Here is a 17,120-nt window from a genome sequence, read left to right as displayed (position 1 = left end):
GCTCGTCTCAGACCTCGGCCGTCGTGTAGAGCGGGTCGATGGCCTCGCCCGTGCAGAGGCGGAGGGGGCGGTTGAGGCGGTCGCGGATCTCGGTGGCCGGGTCGATGCCGAGGGCCCGGTAGACGGTGGCGGCGAGGTCCGGGGGGCCGAAGGTCTTGGTGACCGGGTACGCGCCCAGCTTGTCCGACTTGCCGATCACCTGGCCGCCCACCACGCCGCCGCCGGCGAAGACCGCCGGGAAGACCGCCGGCCAGTGGTCGCGGCCCGGCACCGCGCCGGGGGTGAGCTGCGAGATCCGCGGCGTGCGGCCGAACTCGCCCAGCATGATGACGAGCGTCTCGTCCAGCAGGCCCCGGGCCTTGAGGTCGTCGAGCAGGGTCGACACCGCGCGGTCGAGGGCGGGCAGGAGGTCGTCCTTCAGGCGGGGGAAGTTGCCGACGTGCGTGTCCCAGGTCTGGACGATCCCCATCGTCGCCTGGACGACCGGCACGCCGATCTCGACGAGCCGGCGGGCGATGAGCAGCGAGCGGCCGAAGACGTGGCGGCCGTAGCGGTCGACCAGCCGGGGATCCTCCTGGTCCGGGTCGAGGGCCCGGCCCACCCTGCTGTTGCAGAGCATGGCGAGCGCGGCGTCCTGCTGGTCGAGGAAGGCGTCGCTCGCGACCGGGGCCGTGGACTGGGTCATCAGGTGGCGGCGGCGATGGAGCCGCTCGGCGTCGAGGCCCTCGGGGAGCGTCAGGCTGTCGTCGCGGGCCTCGGGCTTGTTGGGATCGAGGCGGAGCTGCCAGGGGTCGTGACGCGGCCCCAGGAAGCCCGCGTCCTGGCCCGGCCAGGTCAGCGGGCCCTCGATCAGCTTGAGCGGCAGGGCGACGCCGTTGGGGATGCCCTCCTGCCGGGTCCGCAGGTGGTCGACCACGGCCGCGTAGCACGGGAAATCGTCGCGCGAGGCCACGCGGTCCAGGTCGCTCGCCCCGCGCGGGAACGAGGGCCGGCCGGTCAGCACGTGGTGGACCGCGACCAGGTGGTTCCCCTCGGGGTGCGACATCGACCGCACGACCGCCAGGTCCTGCGCCCGCGCCGCGAGCCGCGGCAGGTGCTCGCAGAAGTGGACGCCGGGCACGGCCGTCTGGATCGGCCGGAACTCGCCGCGGATGCCCTCGGTCGCCTCGGGCTTCATGTCGAACGAGTCGTGCTGGCCCAGGCCGCCGCTGAGCAGGATCACGATGACCGACTTCGCCCGGCCGGTCGTCGCCGCCGAGGCCTGCCGCGCCGCCAGAAGACCGGGCAGCGATAGGCCGAGCAGCCCCGAGCCCGCCTGCACGAAGCTCCGCCGCGAGATCCGCGAGCCGACCGATCTCGGAGACTTCCGCTGGCCCATCGTCGCCGTCCTCATCTAGGGAAGGAACCTCGATCGCGTCGTGCGAATGAACCCGACTCCGGCCCGGGACGCGAGCCGAAGTTTAACAATTGATGGCGACCCTGCCAAGGGTGCAGGCGGCCCCGGGTTACGTCCGACGATACAGGCGGTCGCTTTGTTGAATAATTCTTGGAAGGTGGTTATCCTGCGACGGTGTCCGATCGACGGGGCTCCGCGCGAAGACGCCGCCCTTCCCCTGAGGCGAGGTGGTCCATGATCCGAGTCCTGGGCGGTCCCAAACGGTTGTGCGACGGCCTGACCCGGCGCGACCTGCTGCAGGTGGGATCGCTCGGCGTGCTCGGCGCGGGGCTCGGCGGCCGGGTCGGGGCCGCGCCCGAAGCGTCGTCGACCGCGGGGCTTCCGGGCTTCGGCCGGGCGAAGTCGTGCATCATGCTCTTCCTCTACGGGTCGCACAGCCAGATCGAGACGTTCGACCCCAAGCCCGACGCCCCCTCGCAGATCCGCGGCGAGTTCGGGGCGATCCCGACCAGCGTCCCCGGCGTGAACTTCTGCGAAGGGCTGCCGAACCTGGCCGCGATCATGGACAAGATCACGGTCATCCGCTCGGTCTCGCATCCCTTCCCCGTCCACGGCGTGGCCTACGCGACGACCGGCAACCCGGCGATCCCGCTCGCCATGGAGCTGAGCCCGCGCGACCCGGCCCACTGGCCCTTCATCGGCTCGGTCGTCGACTACATGGACGCCGGCCGAGGCGGGGGGGCGGCGGATCGGCCCGAGGTGCCGCGGAACCTGCAGCTCCCGTTCGCCTTCAGCAGCCAGCGCATCGGCGAGGTCGCCCGCGCCGGGCCGTACGGCGGGTTCCTCGGGCAGGCCTACGACCCGATCTGCACCGAGTTCCTCGGCCAGGGGACGAAAAAGGCGAGCAAGACCCTGGCGGCGCTCGCCTGGGACGACCTCGAACCCTATCGCGGGATCACGCCCGACAGCCGGTTCCAGATCAGCGGCGTGAACGGCCCGTCGGGCACCGTCACCCTCGACCAGCTCGACCGCCGCCGCACGTTGCTCCAGCAGCTCGAAGACGCCCATCGCGGCCTCTCCGCCGGTCCGGCGATCGACCGCCATCGCGAGACGGCGTATCGCCTGCTCCAGTCGCCGACGTTCCGCCAGGCCTTCGACCTCGACCTGGAGACGTGGGACACCCGGGCCCTCTACGGCATGACCCTGTTCGGCCAGGCGACGCTCACGGCCCGTCGACTCGTCGAGGCCGGCGGCCGTTTCGTCTCGGTCTTCTGGGACGAGTACGGCCTGGCGGGGACCGGCTGGGACACCCACTGGGACCACTTCCCGCGCATGAAGGACGAACTCCTGCCCGGCCTGGACCGGACCCTCTCCGGCCTGATCCTGGACCTCGACCGCCGGGGGACGCTCGACGAGACCCTGGTCGTGCTCCTGAGCGAACACGGCCGGACCCCGCAGATCGGCAACGTACCCGGCGGGGGCCGCGACCACTGGTCGCGCTGCTATTCGGTGGTCATGGCCGGCGGCGGCATCGGCCGGGGGCGCGTGCTCGGCAAGTCGGACAAGATCGGCGGCGACCCCGTCGAGCGCCGGGTCTCGCCCAAGGACGTGCTCGCCACGATGTACCACCTGCTGGGCATCGACCCCGCCGCCATGATCCGCGACCGCCTGGGCCGCCCCCTGCCGCTGGTCGCCGACGCCGAGGTCATCTCCGAGGTGCTGGCCTGACGATCCGCGATCAAGGGAGGATCGCGGCGACGACCAGCCTGCCCCAGGGCTCGCCTTCGACGACGACGTCGATCGCGGCGTCTTCCGCGATCACGAGGGTCGAGGCGTAGGCTCCATCCCGCGGCCCTGTGTAGACCTCGACGCATCGCGCCGTCAGGTCCACGACCCAGTAAATGGGAATACCCGCCCGGGCGTAGATGTCCCGCTTCTCGCCGCGGTCGCGCGCGAGGCTGGAGTCGGCGACCTCGACGAGCAAGGCGACGTCCGCCGGCTCGGGGTGCCGGTCGACATAGTCGCGCGTCCGTCCGCGGACGACGGCCAGGTCCGGCTCGGGCTCGCTGTAGTCGGGTATGCGAACGGGCCCCTCGCTGCGCACCGTGAATCCCGCGGGCAGGATTCTCGCGATTTCATCGCGGCAGAGTTCGCAGCAAACCTGATGAGGAGGGTTCTTGGTCATCTTCCTGACGAGCATCCCGTTCAACAATTCGATCCGATCATCCTCATCCAGCTCGGCGAGTTCGACCAGGCGTTCATAGAGTTCGACAGGGATGCGGTAGATGTCTTCCGCGGCCGGAACCGGGAGGCATCGAGATCGGCCGACCGTCGCCATGGCAGGACCTCCCTTCTCGAGAGGGGGAACGTGAAGTCGACGGGGACGTCCCGCCCCGTCACCATCCAGTCGTCGGGATGGCGTGCTTCAGGCATGCTCCAAGTCCGGGGCCGGATTCGCCGAGAGCGATACGCCGACCCCCGACGTGGACCATCATGTTGATAGTACCTTCTTCTCAGGTCGATTTCGCCTTCGGCCGCATTGGGATTCGTCCTGGCTCGAAGGACGCGATGCGGGGACACGAGAAAAAGCGACGAAAAACGACGACCGAAGCCGATCGACAATGATGTAAGTCGATATTTGTCAGAGACTTGAGCGCGAACTATCGTTGGCTTCGCTCGACGCACGAACCCGAAATCTCAGCCGCCTACGGGGATGGTCAGCAGCGGGCCGGTGGTGCGGGCCTCGGAGTCTTCGAGCGAGACGAGGATCTCGAGGATGGCCAGGATCGATCGGCTGTTGACGTCGTTCTTGGGGACGAAGAACCAGTAGTCGCGGTAGTGGACGGCGATCTCGGCCTCGCGGGGGCGGTGCTTGGAGGAGTGCACGAAGAAGTTCCCGGCGACGACCTGCGTCCAGTCGTAGGGGCGGCCGTCGGGCCCCGGCGTGTTGGGGACGACGTTCCGGACGACGTGCTCCTGGGGGACGCAGACGCCCTTGGAGAGGAAGATCATGATCTGGAGGATCGAGCGCATGTGGAGGTAGATCGTGTCGCCCCCCTCGTCGAGGGGCTTGGGGGCCTCGAGCGCGTTCTCCGTCAGGTCCGACTTGATCCGATAGCCGTCCAGGCCGGGGCGCAGCCGCAAGAGTCGCTCGAATTCCCGCGCCTCGGGCGCGCCGGCGAAGCCCGGTCGGAATTTCAGGACCAACCCCTTGTCGCGTTTCAGCAGGGCGTACTGGCCCTGGCCCTTGTGGCGGAAGACGTAGCCTTCCTTGGCGGCGTTGAGCAGGTCGTCGCCCCCCAGGGTTTCGGAGGTGATCGGGTCGGAGGCGTTGGCGTCGTCCTCCTGGCTGCCGACCTTCAGCTCGATGCCCCCTCGGTCGAAGAGGTCGGCGAGCAGGCGGATCCCGCGGAGATACTCGTCGTTGTTGTCGGGTACTTTAGGGACCATCACGGCGGCCTGAGGCGCGTTGGGGACGTCGTTGATGTCGTCGATCGTCGTGAGCATGAGCTGTTCGAAGTTGGCCCCGGCGTTGACGACGCTGAACAGCTCGGCGGAGAGCGGCGTGAGCAGGATCCGGGCGACGTCCTTGCCCTCGCGGGGGCGGTAGCTGAGCGTGGGGCTGTCGCGGGCCGTCAGCTCGCCGGTCCCCAGGTTGGCGTAGCCCGGGAACTGGTTGCCCCGGCCTCCCAGGAACTGCGCCCGGCCGGCCATCTCGAACTGGCTGGTGATGCTCGGCAGGTCGATGAAGACGGGCGAGTCCGCGTAGCGCAGCCTCACGATGTTCATCAAAAGCTGCTCGTCGTTGGTGGTCCGGATCGCCTCGTTGTACTTCATGCGCGTCGAGCGCAGGGCGCTCGGCCCCAGGCAACCCGGCCCGGCCGCGAGGGCCGACGCCACGATCGTCATGAGGAGGACGCGGGCCCGAGGGCGATCGATCCGACGTCGGACGGCCATGAGATGGAACGGACCCCCGCCGAAGAGGGACGTGGAACCGGGCGACGCGCACGGCGCATCCCTCGTCGTCGTTATCGTCCTCCGAGCCCGGAAACTCGACCAAATCCTCACGGGCGGCCCGTGCGACTGGAATACCCGGCCCGGATTAGGTATTTTCAATCTCTTCCGCCCTGTGACCGTCGCGGCTCCACGGGGTAGGCTGGAGAGGCGGCGGCGTTCGTCGGCGAGTGCGAGTCGGAACGAGTTCGAGGTGGAAGCCCGGCCGGGTCCATGGGATTCCCCGGGAATCTTCGAGGTGAGGTCATGCCGCGTCTCCTTGTCGTCGAAGACCAGCCGAAGCTCCTCCAGAGCCTGGAGCGAGGCTTGCGCGAGGAGGGGTACGAGGTCGTCACGTCGTCCGACGGCCGCGACGCCTACGAACAGGCGAGCACGACGCTGGTCGACGCCGTGATCCTCGACCTGATGCTCCCCAAGCGCGACGGGATGGAGGTCCTGCGCGGGCTCCGTTCCGACGGGTTCTCGAAGCCGGTCCTCATCCTGACGGCCCGCGACGAGGTCGAGGCGCGGGTCGAGGGGCTGGATTCGGGGGCCGACGACTACCTGGTGAAGCCGTTCGCCTTCGTGGAGCTGCTCGCCCGCGTCCGCGCCCTGCTGCGCCGGGACGTCCTGAGCCGCGAGCTGTGCTTCCAGGCCGACGACCTGGAGATGAACCTTGTGGCCCGCTCGGTCGTGCGGGGCGGCGTCGAGATCGACCTGACCCGTCGCGAGTTCGAGCTGCTGGAGTTCCTGCTCCGCCACAAGAACACCCCGGTCACCCGGGAGATGATCGCCCGCGACGTCTGGAAAGAGGCGACGGGCACCCTCACCAACACGATCGACGTCTACATCACGCTGCTTCGCAAGAAGATCGAGAAGCCCGACCGCCCCCCGCTGATCCACACCGTGCGGGGGGTGGGCTACGTCCTGAAGGACGTGGCATGAGCCGGATGACCATCCGCTGGAGGCTGACCCTCTGGTACGGGGCCGTGCTCGCGGCCGTGCTGACGATCTTCGCGGCCACGGTCGACCTGCTGATGATCCGCGTGATCCAGTACCGGACCGACAGCAACCTCGACGGCCAGCTCGCCGTCATCGAGGACCAGATCGGCCGGGCGGAGAACGCCGACGTCCTCCGCGAGCGGCTGGCCTGGCAGTTCGCGATCCACCCCGTGTTCGAGATGCAGGTCACCGAGGACGGCGACCGCGCCTGGCTGCGCTCCGAGCGGATCGCGGAGTCGGGCCTGCCGATGCCCGCCGTCGCGCCGGACGACCACGGCGAGTACGTGCACGAGGACGTCAGCGTCCCCGGCCTGGGCCACTGCCGGATGCTCAGCAAGTCGATCGACACGCCCTACGCCTCGCTGCTGGTGCAGGTCGCGCTCGACACCGAGATGAACGAGCGGCACCTGGGGCAGCTGCGCGACGTCTTCCTGTCGACGGGCCCGATCCTGCTGCTCGCGGCGCTGGGCTGCGGCTACCTGCTGGCCTGGAAGGCCCTCTCGCCGGTCGAGAAGCTGGCGGCCGAGGCCCAGCAGATCACGGCCACGCGGCTCGACCGCCGGCTGGCGACGCCGAACCCCGACGACGAGCTGGGTCGGCTGGCCCGCACCCTCAACGGCATGATCGCGCGGCTGGAGCGTTCGTTCGGCGAGATCCAGCGGTTCACCGCCGACGCCGCCCACGAGCTGCGCTCGCCGCTCGCCGCCCTCCGCAGCGAGGCCGAGGTCACGCTGATGACCGACCGCGAGCCGGCCGAATACCGCCGGACCCTGGAGAGCATGCTCGAAGAGATCGAGCACCTCACCCGGCTGACCACGAACCTGCTGTACCTCTGCCGCGAGGACGCGCTCGTCAAGCCCTCGTTCGAGGACCTGCGGCTGGACGTCCTGGTCCAGGACGTGACCGAGCACATGCGGGCCGTCGCGGCCGAGGCCGGCCAGCGCCTGGTCCTGAAGGAGCCGATCGCCGCCTGCGTCGTTTACGGAGACAGCGATCAACTCCGCCGCCTGCTCCTGAACCTGATCGACAACGCGGTGAAATACACGCCGGCGGACGGCGAGATCCGCGTCGGCCTGGAGTTCCGGCAGGACCGGGCCACGCTCGTCGTCGAGGACACCGGCATCGGCATCGCGGCCGAGCACATCCCCCACATCTTCAAGCGGTTCTACCGCATCGACTCGGCCCGGCCCCGCAAGTCGAGCGCGACGGGGCTCGGCCTCTCGATCTGCCAGGCGGTCGCCAAGTCGCACCACGGCGCGATCGAGTTGAAGAGCGAGCCGGGCGTCGGCACCCGCGTGATCTGCACGTTCCCCGCCCGGGCCGTCGAGCCCGGCCGCCGCGACGAGGCCGCGACGGCCGCCGCCCTGCAGGCCTGAGCGGCGGCGACCGACCTCAGCGGGGCAGCGTATAGAGCCCCAGGTGCTCGATCATGTCCTGGATCCAGGGGTTGCTCCAGGGCCCGCGCATCGCATAGCCGACCGACATGACCGAGACGAACAGGGCCAGCACGGCCAGCCGTCGCAGCCAGGGCCGGTCGGCGATCGCGTCCAGGGCGGCGGGGAGCATCAGCAGCCAGAACGGGATCAGCCAGAAGAGCCAGCGCAGCCCCTGCGCCGAGCCGCCGTAGTTGCGGGCCTTGGGATTCCAGGTGTAGAAGGCCAGCAAAATCACGGTCAGCCCGAGCGTCAGCCAGGCGACGGCCGACAGCCGACCCCGGGTGCGCAGTAAGCTCACCAGCCCGATCGCGGCCACCAGGAAGATCGGCGAGAGCGACCAGAAGCCGTGGTGGCCGAGCGTCATGTGCAAGAGGTACTTGGCGTACGACTCGCCGACGATCCCGCGGCGGGCCGCCTCCTCGGGCTTGGTCCAGGGGAGATTCAGGGCGTCCAGCTCCAGGGGGGTCTTCCAGAGGCTCCCCTCGAACTCGTAGGCGTCGGTCCCGAACTCCTCGTAGGCCAGCTTGAACTTCCCGAAGGCCGCGTACTGCGAGGTGGCCAGGGCCAGCAGCGGCAGGGCCGCGAAGGGGACGAACCAGGCGATCGTCCGCGCCGGGTACCGCGCCGCGAGTGCCAGGCCGAGCAACCCCAGGAACGCGGCGGCGGGCAGCTCGTTGGTGGCCGTGAAGCCGGCGAGCAGGCCCACCAGCGCGAACCGCCATCCCTCGTCGGCGCCGTCGTCCCAGATCCGCAGGAACTGGTCGAGGGCGAAGAACGCCGTGAAGGCCGCGACGGTGTGGTTGTTGAGCGTCTGGGTGTAGGGGAGCAGGTACGTCCCGAAGGCCGCGGCGAACAGGCTGTACGTCCAGGCCCAGTCGGTCCGGGCGCAGCGGTCGAGGATGCGGGCGAAGAGGACGAGGAAGCCGCAGAACGGGATGATGTTCAGGAGGATCAGGATCGGCTTGAAATAGTAGACGTACGACGGCCACTTCACGGGCTGGTCGGGCGTGGTCAGGACCCCCTTCACCTTCCCGGGGTGGTCCGGGTCGGGGACCTGCGACCAGCGGGCCTCGCGAGGCTGGAGCACGACCCGGTCGAGCGGGACGCCCACGAGCGTCCGGGCCGGGTAGAGCAGGCCGGCGATCAGGGTCGGCAGCAGGGCCGGCTTGCTGGAGTAGTAGTGCTTCAGGGGCTGGCCGTCGGGGCCGTCCTGGGGCGGATTGGCGGGGATCTGGACCTTGTCCTGGGTCTCGGGATGCCAGGGGCAGTCGTCGATGACGTACGTGCCCCGCTCCAGCAGGCTCCAGATGGTGCACCAGCGCGAGATGTCGTTGGCGCCCATCATGGTCGGCTGACGGAGCAGGGCGCCGAGGGCCAGGGCCGTGGCGGTCGCGATCAAGAGCGTGCCGATCAGGCGGCGGGGCTCGCTGCGCGGGGCCGAAACGTCGACCGGGGGCTCGTGGGCTTCGGCGGTGCTCATGGTTCCTCAGACTTCCGGTTGCGAGGAGGCGGTCGCGACGTCGCGATCCGATCGATCGGAGACGCGGGGGCGGAGGGTCTCGGCGATGCTGTAAGTGTCGGACGCGCGCAGGCTGTAGGAGGTCATCAGCTCGGCGACGATCCCCAGGCAGAAGAGCTGCACGCCCACGACCAGCAGGGCGATCGAGTACGAGAGCAGGGGCCGCGTGCCGATCGGGTGGGGCTCGGGCCGGCCTGCGTCGACGACCCAGAGGCGGTTGAGCACCCACAGGCCGGCCATGTACAGCATCCCCAGGACGCCCAGGGACGAGAGCACCAGCCCCGAGCCGCCGAAGATGTGCAGCGGGCGCTGGCGGAACCGGGTGAGGAAGACGACCGTCAGCAGGTCGAGGAACCCCTTCAGGAAGCGGGTGAAGCCGTACTTCGACTGGCCGTGCTCGCGAGGCCTATGGTGGACCTCCAGCTCGCCGACGCGGAACCCCTTGGCGAAGGCCAGGGCCGGGACGAAGCGGTGCAGCTCGCCGTAGATGCCGACCTCGCGGAGGACCTCGGCCCGGTAGGCCTTGAAGCCGCAGTTGTGGTCGTGCAGGCGGCAGCCGGTCAGGCGGCTGACCATCGCGTTGAAGACGCGGCTGGGATAGACCTTGTGCCAGGGGTCGTGCCGGGTCCGCTTCCAGCCGCTCACCACGTCGAGCCCGGAGTCGAGCCGCTCCAGGAACCGGGGGATCTCCGCGGGGTCGTCCTGCAGGTCGGCGTCGAGCGTGAAGACCCGCTCGCCGACCGCGGCCTGGAAGCCGGCCGTCAGGGCCGAGGCCTTGCCGAAGTTGCGCCGGAAGCGGATCCCGCGCACGCGGGGGTCGAGGCGGGCGAGTTCCTCGACGACCCGCCACGAGCCATCGCGGCTGCCGTCGTCGATGAAGATGAACTCGGCCTCGCCGCCCAGCCGCGCGAAGGCCGCGTCCAGCTCGCGGTGCAGGGCGATCAGGCTGGCTTCCTCGTTGCAGACCGGGACGACGACGCTGATCATGGGGCTTCCGATATCGGGACCGCCTCCTGGAGTTCCTCGGCCGCCCGGATCCGCTCCGGGCCGGACGACCTCCCCAGGGGGACGAGGACGAGCGCCGCGAGGACTTCCGCGGCGACCCACACGAGCCGGAGGACCAGGGCGGCGGCCACGGCGAGCCCCGGGCCGAACGCCGGCCCCAGGGCGTACATCAAGACGCTCTCGCGCACGCCGAGCCCGCCGGGCGCGACGGCCACGACGAAGCCGGCGACCGTCGCCAGGGCCACGCTGGCCACCACGACCGGGATCGTCGCCGGGTCGAACGCCGTCGTCCCCATCCCGGCCCCGGCCAGCCCCCGGGCCGCGGCGACCTGGCTCAAGCCCAGGAAGACCCACGCGACCCCGGTCCGGGCGAGCCCCAGCCCCAGCAGGCCCCAGCTCAGGGTCGGCAGCGCGTCGGCCCCGACGCCCGGGACCTTGAGCAGGAACGTCCCCGCGCACTTGCGGAAGACGGGCGGCGCGACGACCGTCAGGAAGGCCGCCGTCAGCCCCGCGGCGATCAGGGCGAAGAGGACGAAGGCGCGGACCTCGCGGACGCCCAGGAGCGGGCGGTCGAGCCTGATCACCGGGGAATCGCCCCCCGCCGCGAAGACGACCGCGGCGATCGCCGCCCCCGAGGCCATCATGACGAGCGTCTCGTAGAACGTGGCCAGGGCCGAGGTCGACGCCCGGACGCCGTAGGGGGTCGAGAGCGCGGCGCGCATCACGACCACCACGGCCTTGCCGGGGACGTACTTGCCCAGGTGGCTGACCAGGTAGGCCCGCTGGGCGGCGAACCGCGAGAGCGGGGTAGGGCTCGCCCCCAGGACGTCGCGGTAGAAGGCCCCGCAGAATCCCAGGCCGACCAGGTAGGCCAGGCCCGAGGCGGCGAGCCATCCGGGATGGAGCTGCAGCGTCGCCCCGCTCCGCCCCAGGTCGTCCCAGGTGCGCAGGACGTGCCGGCCGACCCCCCAGAAGACGAGGACGGCCACCGCCGCCTTGAGCGCGCGGGTCGCCGGCTTGCGCCATCCGACCGGGCTCGAGGGGGGAGGTTTCACGGCTGGCACTCGGGGCGGGGGGAGGGCGCGGGCCGCACTCGCGGCGTCGCGGTCGGCTATCAAGGTACCGGCCCCCCCCGAACCGGGCAAGTGCGGGACGCCGGCCGGGGATTCGCCGGGGACCCCCATCGCCCGCGCCCCGGTCGCGCTCTATGATCGTGGGGGATTCGATGACGTCTCCCCACGAGAGAGGAAGCGAGGCCCCCGATGCAGTCCTGGCTGGCGCGTTACATCGAGGCCCAGCACCGCGCCCTGGATTCGATCCCGCTCGACGCCGTCGAGCGCGTCGTCGCGACGGTGCGGCGGGCCTGGGAGGAGGATCGCCAGATCTTCGTGATCGGCAACGGCGGCAACGCCGCCAGCGCGTCGCACTTCGCGACCGACCTGGGGAAGGGGGCCAGCGACGCCCTCGGCCGCCGGTTCCGGATCATCACCCTGGCCGACAACGTCGCCTGGCTCACGGCCATCGGCAACGATTATTGCTTCGAGGACGTCTTCGTCCGCCCCCTGGAGAATCACGCCCGGCCCGGCGACGTTCTGATCGCCAGCAGCGTCAGCGGCAACTCGCCGAACCTGGTCAAGGCGATGGAATGGGCCCGCGACAGGGACATGCGGACGATCGCGTTCGTGGGCGCCAAGAAAGGCGGGTGCGCCGCGCTCGCCGAGCAGACGATCGTCGTGGCCGACACCCACTACGGCCGCGTCGAGGACGTTCAGATGACGCTCTACCACCTGATCTGCTACGCGTTCATGGAAATCGAAAAGGAGACCGCGTGACGCCCGCGAGCCCGACCTTCGAAGGCGAGGTCATCCTGCTGCCGTCGTTCGCCCCCCGCCCCGGGATCAGCCGCGTCGTCTTCGACTTCGACGGCACGCTCTCGCTGGTCCGCCAGGGCTGGCCCGACGTCATGGTCCCCATGTTCGTCGAGGTCCTGCCGGCCCTCGACGGCGAGTCGGAGGAGGACCGCCGCCGGCTGGCCTTCGAAGACATCATGCGGCTCAACGGCAAGCAGACCATCTACCAGATGATCCAGCTCGCCGACCGCGTCCGCGAGCGCGGGGGCGAGCCCCGCGAGCCGCTCTGGTACAAGCACGAGTACCTCCGCCGCCTCGACGACCGGATCATGGCCCGGCTGCACGGCCTGAAGGACGGCACGATCAAGCCCGACGACCTGCTCGTCCACGGCTCGCGGGCCCTGCTGGAAGACCTGACGCGCCGCGGCCTTTCGCTCTATCTCGCCAGCGGCACCGACGAGCCGTTCGTGCGGCGCGAGGCCGAGCTGCTCGACGTCTCCCGCTACTTCGGGACCCACATCTACGGGGCCCAGGACGACTACAAGTCGTTCTCGAAGAAGATGGTGATCGAGCGGATCCTCCGCGAGAACGACATCCACGGCGCGGAGCTGATGTCGTTCGGCGACGGCTACGTCGAGATCGAGAACACCAAGGAGGTCGGCGGCCTGGCCGTGGCCGTGGCCAGCGACGAGGCGGCCAACGGATCGGGCCGGATGGACGCCTGGAAGCGCGACCGCCTCACCGGCGTCGGCGCCGACGTCGTCATCCCCGACTATCGCGATTCCAAGCCCCTTCTGGAGCTGATCCTGGGATCATGAACACCCGACCGCTCGACCTGTCCCGGCTCCGCGTCTACCCCCTCGAAGAGCGCCGCAGCCTGACGACCGTCGAGGAAGTCCTGATCGACCCCGACGCCGAGCCCAAGCCCCTGCCGGGGCCGGTCGCCTTGCGGGTCGCCGAATGCGCCCGCCGCATCCGCCGGGCCCGCGAGATGGGTGGGGGGGTGATGCTGATCTACGGCGCGCACCTGCTGCGCAACGGGGCCGCGTCGATCCTCGGCCGCATGATGGCCAAGGAATGGGTCACCCACCTGGCGACCAACGGCGCGGGCACGATCCACGACTGGGAGTACGCCTGGATCGGCCGTTCCACCGAGAGCGTCCGCGAGAACGTCCCGCTGGGGGCGTTCGGCTCGTGGGACGAGACCGGCCGCAACATCCACCTGGCGCTATTGGCCGCCGGCCTCCGCGGCGAGGGTTACGGCGCGGGCCTGGGCCGGTTCATCGCCGAGGACGGCGTCGACCTGCCGACGGCCGCCGAGCTGGAGCAGAGCCTCCGCGACGAGCCCGCCCACCCCCTGGCCCCCCCCCGCGCCGACGCCCTGCGGGCGATCCTGGCCAACAATCTGCCGACCGGCCGGATCATCGTCGAGCACGAGTGGAAGCACGCGTCGATCCTGGCGCAGGCGTTCCAGCACAAGATCCCGATGACCGTCCACCCCGGCATCGGCTACGACATCATCGCCAACCATCCGATCTTCAACGGCGCGGCGATCGGCCGGGCGGCCGAGCACGACTTCCGGCTGTTCGGCGGCTCGGTCGAGACCCTCGACCACGGCGTCGTGCTCTCGGTCGGATCGGCGATCATGGGCCCGCAGGTCTTCGAGAAGAGCCTGAGCTGCGTCAACAACCTCCGCCTCCAGGACGGCCGGCCGATCGTCGAGGACCACGCGATCTACGTGGTCGACGTCCAGGACGGCGGCGGCTGGGACTGGACCACCGGCGAGCCCCCCAAGTCGAACCCGGCGTATTACCTGCGGTTCTGCAAGAGCTACGCCCGGATGGGGGGCGAGATGCACTACCTCCAGTGCGACAACGCCGCGTTCATCCACAACCTCTACCACCAGGTCGCCGCTTCATGACCCCGGAACGCTTCCAGGACGTCGTCTCGCTGTACAAGGGCCTGCGGATCGCGGTGGTCGGCGACTTCTGCCTCGATCGCTACCTGGAGATCGACCCGGCCCGCGCCGAGACGTCGATCGAGACGGGCCTGCCGGTCTACAACGTCGCCAACGTCCGCGCCCAGCCGGGGGGGGCCGGGACGGTCCTCAACAACCTCGTCGCGCTCGGCGTGGGCCGGATCGAGGTCGTCGGCTTCCGGGGCGACGACGGCGAGGGCTACGAGCTGCGACGCGGGCTCGAAGCGTCGCCCAGCGTCTCCACCGAGCACCTGCTCACGGCCCCCGACCGCCGCACCTTCACCTACTGCAAGCCGCTGGTGGTCCGCCCCGGCGAGGTCCCCGTCGAGCTGAACCGGCTGGACACGAAGAACTGGACGCCGACGCCGAGGCACCTGGAACTCCGCCTGATCGACAGCCTGCGGGCGGTCGCCGCGCGTTGCCATGCGGTGATCGTCCTGGAGCAGGTCGACGCGGCCGAGACCGGCGTGGTCACGCGCGGGCTGCTGCAGGCGATCGACGCCTTGACCGACGAGTACCCCCGGCTCCTCTTCCTGGCCGACTCGCGCCGGGGACTCCGCGACTGGCCGGCCGTGGCCCTCAAAATGAACGCGGCCGAGCTGGCGACTCTGCTCGACCGCCCGAGCGTCTCGACGATCGAGGAGGCCAAACGGGCGGCCGCCGAGCTGGCGCTGGGCTCGGGCCGGCCGGTCTTCGTCACGATGGCCGAGCGCGGGATCGTCGCGGCCGGCCCCGACGGCGAGGTCGTCCACTCGGACGCCCTGCCCGTACGGGGGCCCATCGACGTCGTCGGCGCGGGCGATTCGGTCACGGCCAACCTGGCCGCGGCGCTGGCGGCGGGGGCCTCGCTGGGCGAGGCCGTCGAGCTGGCCGTGCTCGCCTCGTCGATCGTCGTCCATCAGGTCGGCACCACGGGCGTCGCGACCACCGAAGACCTCGCCGCCCTTCGGAACCGGACCTGGACTCGCTGAGAGGCTGCTCGGTTAGGGCCGGTTTGTCCCCCCCTATAAGGTCCTTGCCCCCTCGCGGGGGAAGGTGGCCCGAAGGGCCGGACGAGGGGGAGACGAGCACGAATACCGACGCCCTAACTTCCAATCTGCCTTTGAATTCCGAAGGGGCCTCGCTCATCCTCCCCCTCATCACCCGCGAGGGGGGAAGGCCTTCCAACGACGATCTGAATTGGACCTTCGGGAGCAACCTCCGACATGAGCGGCCATCCCGCGGCTCTCGACCCCGACCGGCTCGCCGCCGAGTGCGACTTCCGGACGACCCGGCGCTCGGGGCCCGGCGGGCAGAACCGCAACAAGGTCGAGACGGCCGTCATCCTGACCCACCGGCCGACCGGGACCGTGGCCGAGGCCTCCGAGCGCCGTTCCCAGGGCGAGAACCGCCGCGAGGCCCTCTTCCGGCTCCGACTCCGGCTGGCGCTGGAGATCCGCACGCCCGCCGCGACCGCGCCGAGCCCGCGCTGGGCGTCCCGCCTGCGGGGAGGGCGGATCGTCGTCAGCCCCGAGCACGACGACTTCCCCGCGCTCCTGGCCGAGGCCCTCGACGTCCTGGCCGGCCGCGACGACGATGTGAAGGAGGCCGCCGCGGCCCTCGGCTGCTCGTCGACCCAGCTCGTCAAGCTGCTCGCCGCCGAGCCCCGGGCGCTCGGCGAAGTCAACGCCCGGCGGGGCCTGCGGGGGCTGCACCCGTTGCGTTAAGCCGCGGGAGCCGCCTTGTGGCGACGTGGACCGACGACGTATGGTGAGGGACGCGGACTGCCGCACAGCTTCTCCAGTTTGTTGGACCCTCATGAGCTCCCCAGCGAATCCCAGCGTCCCCGAGGCCCCTCGACCCGACGACGACCGCGAGCGGACGGGCCCCGACGATCCTGCTTCGAAGGCGATCGTCGCGTCTTTAAGGACGGCGATCGAGCGGATCCAAATCGCCGACCCCGCCGCGCGCGGGGGCGAGCCGGAAGGCGTGCATCGGCTGCGCACATCGGCCCGCCGGCTCCGCAGCGAGCTGCAGGCCTTCGGGAAGCTGCTGGACGCCGAGTGGCGCGACCACCTGGCGGCCGAGCTGCGATGGCTCGGCGGCGCGATCGGCGAGGTCCGCGACCTGGACGTCCTCCGCGAACGCTTCGAGAAGGGCGAGTCCGAGGCCGACCGCCTGGCGCTCAAGCCCCTCTTCGACTGGTTGGAAGGGCGGCGGACGAAGGGGGGCCGGACGATGCGCCGGACCCTGACGGGCGAACGGTTCAAGAAGCTGCTCGCCGAGCTTGAGAAGGCCGCCGACGACCCGCCGGTCGGCGAGCGGGCCGGCAAGCCCTGCCGCAAGATCCTGCCGCCGCTCGTGGTGAAAGCGTGGAAGCGGCTGCGGAGCGACGCCGACGGCCTCGCGGCCGACAGCCCCGACGTGGCCTTCCACGAGATCCGCAAGCGGGCCAAGCGGGCGCGTTACACCACCGAGCTGGTCGCCTCCGCCCTGGGCCCGAAGCCCGAGAAGCGCGCCAGGCGGATCATCAACCTGGCGCGCAAGATCCAGGACGTCCTCGGCGAACATCAAGACGCCGTCGTCGCGCTCACCGAGGTCGAGACGTTCGTGGCCCTGGGCCGCCAGGACGAGGCCTTCCACGAGTCCGTCGAGGGCCTGCTCGCCCGCCTCCGCCGCGCGGCCGACGAATCCCGCGACCTCTTCCTCGATGAACTCGCCCCCAAGCTCGCCAAGAAGAAGAACCAGGGACGGCTCGAAAACCACGACTGAGCGGCCGCCCCCGATCGACGGCCTTCCCCCCTCGCGGGGAAAGTGGCCCGGAGGGCCGGACGAGGGGGAGGACAAGCGAGTCGTGCGTCGGCGTAACTTAGGGCTGTATTGCGAATTCCGTCGGCCCTCTTGCTCGTCCTCCCCCTCATCCGACCCCTGCGGGGTCTGCCTTCCCCCGCGAGTGTGGAAG

At 70.4% G+C, this 17,120-nt stretch carries 15 protein-coding genes; 9 read left to right on the top strand and 6 right to left on the bottom strand.

All coding sequences use genetic code 11. From position 1 onward, the window contains the following. Positions 1-7: 7 nt before the first annotated feature. A complete protein-coding gene (locus PZE19_RS08395) occupies positions 8-1,378 on the bottom strand; it encodes a DUF1501 domain-containing protein (protein WP_277860135.1) in 1,371 nt (456 codons plus the stop codon). Positions 1,379-1,630: 252 nt separating this feature from the next. Between PZE19_RS08395 and PZE19_RS08390 the strand changes: the two genes are divergently transcribed. Next, a complete protein-coding gene (locus PZE19_RS08390; RefSeq protein ID WP_277860134.1) occupies positions 1,631-3,124 on the top strand; it encodes a DUF1501 domain-containing protein in 1,494 nt (497 codons plus the stop codon). Positions 3,125-3,134: 10 nt separating this feature from the next. Here the strand turns inward: PZE19_RS08390 and PZE19_RS08385 are convergent, their stop codons facing one another. Next, positions 3,135-3,734, bottom strand: coding sequence for a Uma2 family endonuclease (locus PZE19_RS08385; protein WP_277860133.1), 600 nt, complete (start codon positions 3,732-3,734; stop codon positions 3,135-3,137). 359 nt (positions 3,735-4,093) lie between these two features. Further along, entirely contained in the window at positions 4,094-5,353 is a 1,260-nt protein-coding gene (locus PZE19_RS08380) for a hypothetical protein (RefSeq protein WP_277860132.1), read from the bottom strand. A 303-nt stretch (positions 5,354-5,656) separates the two neighbouring features. Here PZE19_RS08380 and PZE19_RS08375 point away from each other — a divergent pair, with 303 nt between their 5' ends. Further along, positions 5,657-6,334 carry a response regulator transcription factor gene (locus PZE19_RS08375; RefSeq protein WP_277860131.1) on the top strand — a complete coding sequence of 226 codons (678 nt, stop codon included), beginning with the start codon at positions 5,657-5,659 and terminating at the stop codon, positions 6,332-6,334. Beyond that, positions 6,331-7,767, top strand: a complete 1,437-nt coding sequence (locus PZE19_RS08370; RefSeq protein ID WP_277860130.1) for an ATP-binding protein — start codon at positions 6,331-6,333, stop codon at positions 7,765-7,767. Before PZE19_RS08375 ends, PZE19_RS08370 begins: the two co-directional genes overlap by 4 nt. Positions 7,768-7,783: 16 nt before the next feature. On the opposite strand, the gene PZE19_RS08365 is transcribed toward PZE19_RS08370, so the two are convergent. From PZE19_RS08365 to PZE19_RS08355, 3 genes are read right to left on the bottom strand one after another with little or no spacing between them, the layout of a single operon-like run. After that, positions 7,784-9,307, bottom strand: a complete 1,524-nt coding sequence (locus PZE19_RS08365) for a hypothetical protein (protein WP_277860129.1) — start codon at positions 9,305-9,307, stop codon at positions 7,784-7,786. A 6-nt stretch (positions 9,308-9,313) separates the two neighbouring features. Continuing rightward, on the bottom strand, positions 9,314-10,333 hold the full coding sequence (locus PZE19_RS08360; protein WP_277860128.1) for a glycosyltransferase family 2 protein: 1,020 nt from the start codon (positions 10,331-10,333) through the stop codon (positions 9,314-9,316). Next, the gene (locus PZE19_RS08355; RefSeq protein ID WP_277860127.1) at positions 10,330-11,406 is read right to left on the bottom strand and encodes a lysylphosphatidylglycerol synthase domain-containing protein; all 1,077 of its coding nucleotides are present in this window, start codon (positions 11,404-11,406) and stop codon (positions 10,330-10,332) included. Before PZE19_RS08355 ends, PZE19_RS08360 begins: the two co-directional genes overlap by 4 nt. A 207-nt stretch (positions 11,407-11,613) precedes the next feature. On the opposite strand from PZE19_RS08355, the gene PZE19_RS08350 reads away from it, so the two are divergent. From PZE19_RS08350 to PZE19_RS08325, 6 genes are all read left to right on the top strand, one after another. Further along, a complete protein-coding gene (locus PZE19_RS08350; protein WP_277860126.1) occupies positions 11,614-12,183 on the top strand; it encodes a D-sedoheptulose-7-phosphate isomerase in 570 nt (189 codons plus the stop codon). Beyond that, a complete protein-coding gene (locus PZE19_RS08345) occupies positions 12,180-13,019 on the top strand; it encodes an HAD family hydrolase (RefSeq protein WP_277860125.1) in 840 nt (279 codons plus the stop codon). Before PZE19_RS08350 ends, PZE19_RS08345 begins: the two co-directional genes overlap by 4 nt. Then, positions 13,016-14,122 carry a GSU2086 family protein gene (locus tag PZE19_RS08340; protein WP_277860124.1) on the top strand — a complete coding sequence of 369 codons (1,107 nt, stop codon included), beginning with the start codon at positions 13,016-13,018 and terminating at the stop codon, positions 14,120-14,122. The genes PZE19_RS08345 and PZE19_RS08340 overlap by 4 nt, the downstream gene beginning before the upstream one ends. Then, positions 14,119-15,150, top strand: a complete 1,032-nt coding sequence (locus PZE19_RS08335) for a bifunctional heptose 7-phosphate kinase/heptose 1-phosphate adenyltransferase (protein WP_277860123.1) — start codon at positions 14,119-14,121, stop codon at positions 15,148-15,150. The genes PZE19_RS08340 and PZE19_RS08335 overlap by 4 nt, the downstream gene beginning before the upstream one ends. Before the next feature lie 234 nt (positions 15,151-15,384). Then, a complete protein-coding gene (locus PZE19_RS08330) occupies positions 15,385-15,885 on the top strand; it encodes a peptide chain release factor family protein (RefSeq protein ID WP_277860122.1) in 501 nt (166 codons plus the stop codon). A 91-nt stretch (positions 15,886-15,976) separates the two neighbouring features. Then, positions 15,977-16,930 (top strand): CHAD domain-containing protein, encoded by a 954-nt coding sequence (locus PZE19_RS08325; protein WP_277860121.1) that lies wholly within the window; start codon positions 15,977-15,979, stop codon positions 16,928-16,930. The last annotated feature ends 190 nt before the right edge of the window (positions 16,931-17,120 follow it).

The sequence above is a fragment of the Paludisphaera mucosa genome (assembly GCF_029589435.1).
Classification (GTDB): domain Bacteria; phylum Planctomycetota; class Planctomycetia; order Isosphaerales; family Isosphaeraceae; genus Paludisphaera; species Paludisphaera mucosa.
The sequence above is the reverse complement of the archived record's forward strand: the minus strand, read 5'-3'. Positions and strand labels throughout refer to the sequence as shown.

Bases quoted from the DNA above. Each gene is read 5' to 3' on its own strand.
- PZE19_RS08395 (WP_277860135.1), bottom strand. From the start codon at position 1,378: ATGGGCCAGCGGAAGTCTCCGAGATCGGTCGGCTCGCGGATCTCGCGG.
- PZE19_RS08390 (WP_277860134.1), top strand. From the start codon at position 1,631: ATGATCCGAGTCCTGGGCGGTCCCAAACGGTTGTGCGACGGCCTGACC.
- PZE19_RS08385 (WP_277860133.1), bottom strand. From the start codon at position 3,734: ATGGCGACGGTCGGCCGATCTCGATGCCTCCCGGTTCCGGCCGCGGAA.
- PZE19_RS08380 (WP_277860132.1), bottom strand. From the start codon at position 5,353: ATGGCCGTCCGACGTCGGATCGATCGCCCTCGGGCCCGCGTCCTCCTC.
- PZE19_RS08375 (WP_277860131.1), top strand. From the start codon at position 5,657: ATGCCGCGTCTCCTTGTCGTCGAAGACCAGCCGAAGCTCCTCCAGAGC.
- PZE19_RS08370 (WP_277860130.1), top strand. From the start codon at position 6,331: ATGAGCCGGATGACCATCCGCTGGAGGCTGACCCTCTGGTACGGGGCC.
- PZE19_RS08365 (WP_277860129.1), bottom strand. From the start codon at position 9,307: ATGAGCACCGCCGAAGCCCACGAGCCCCCGGTCGACGTTTCGGCCCCG.
- PZE19_RS08360 (WP_277860128.1), bottom strand. From the start codon at position 10,333: ATGATCAGCGTCGTCGTCCCGGTCTGCAACGAGGAAGCCAGCCTGATC.
- PZE19_RS08350 (WP_277860126.1), top strand. From the start codon at position 11,614: ATGCAGTCCTGGCTGGCGCGTTACATCGAGGCCCAGCACCGCGCCCTG.
- PZE19_RS08340 (WP_277860124.1), top strand. From the start codon at position 13,016: ATGAACACCCGACCGCTCGACCTGTCCCGGCTCCGCGTCTACCCCCTC.
- PZE19_RS08335 (WP_277860123.1), top strand. From the start codon at position 14,119: ATGACCCCGGAACGCTTCCAGGACGTCGTCTCGCTGTACAAGGGCCTG.
- PZE19_RS08330 (WP_277860122.1), top strand. From the start codon at position 15,385: ATGAGCGGCCATCCCGCGGCTCTCGACCCCGACCGGCTCGCCGCCGAG.
- PZE19_RS08325 (WP_277860121.1), top strand. From the start codon at position 15,977: ATGAGCTCCCCAGCGAATCCCAGCGTCCCCGAGGCCCCTCGACCCGAC.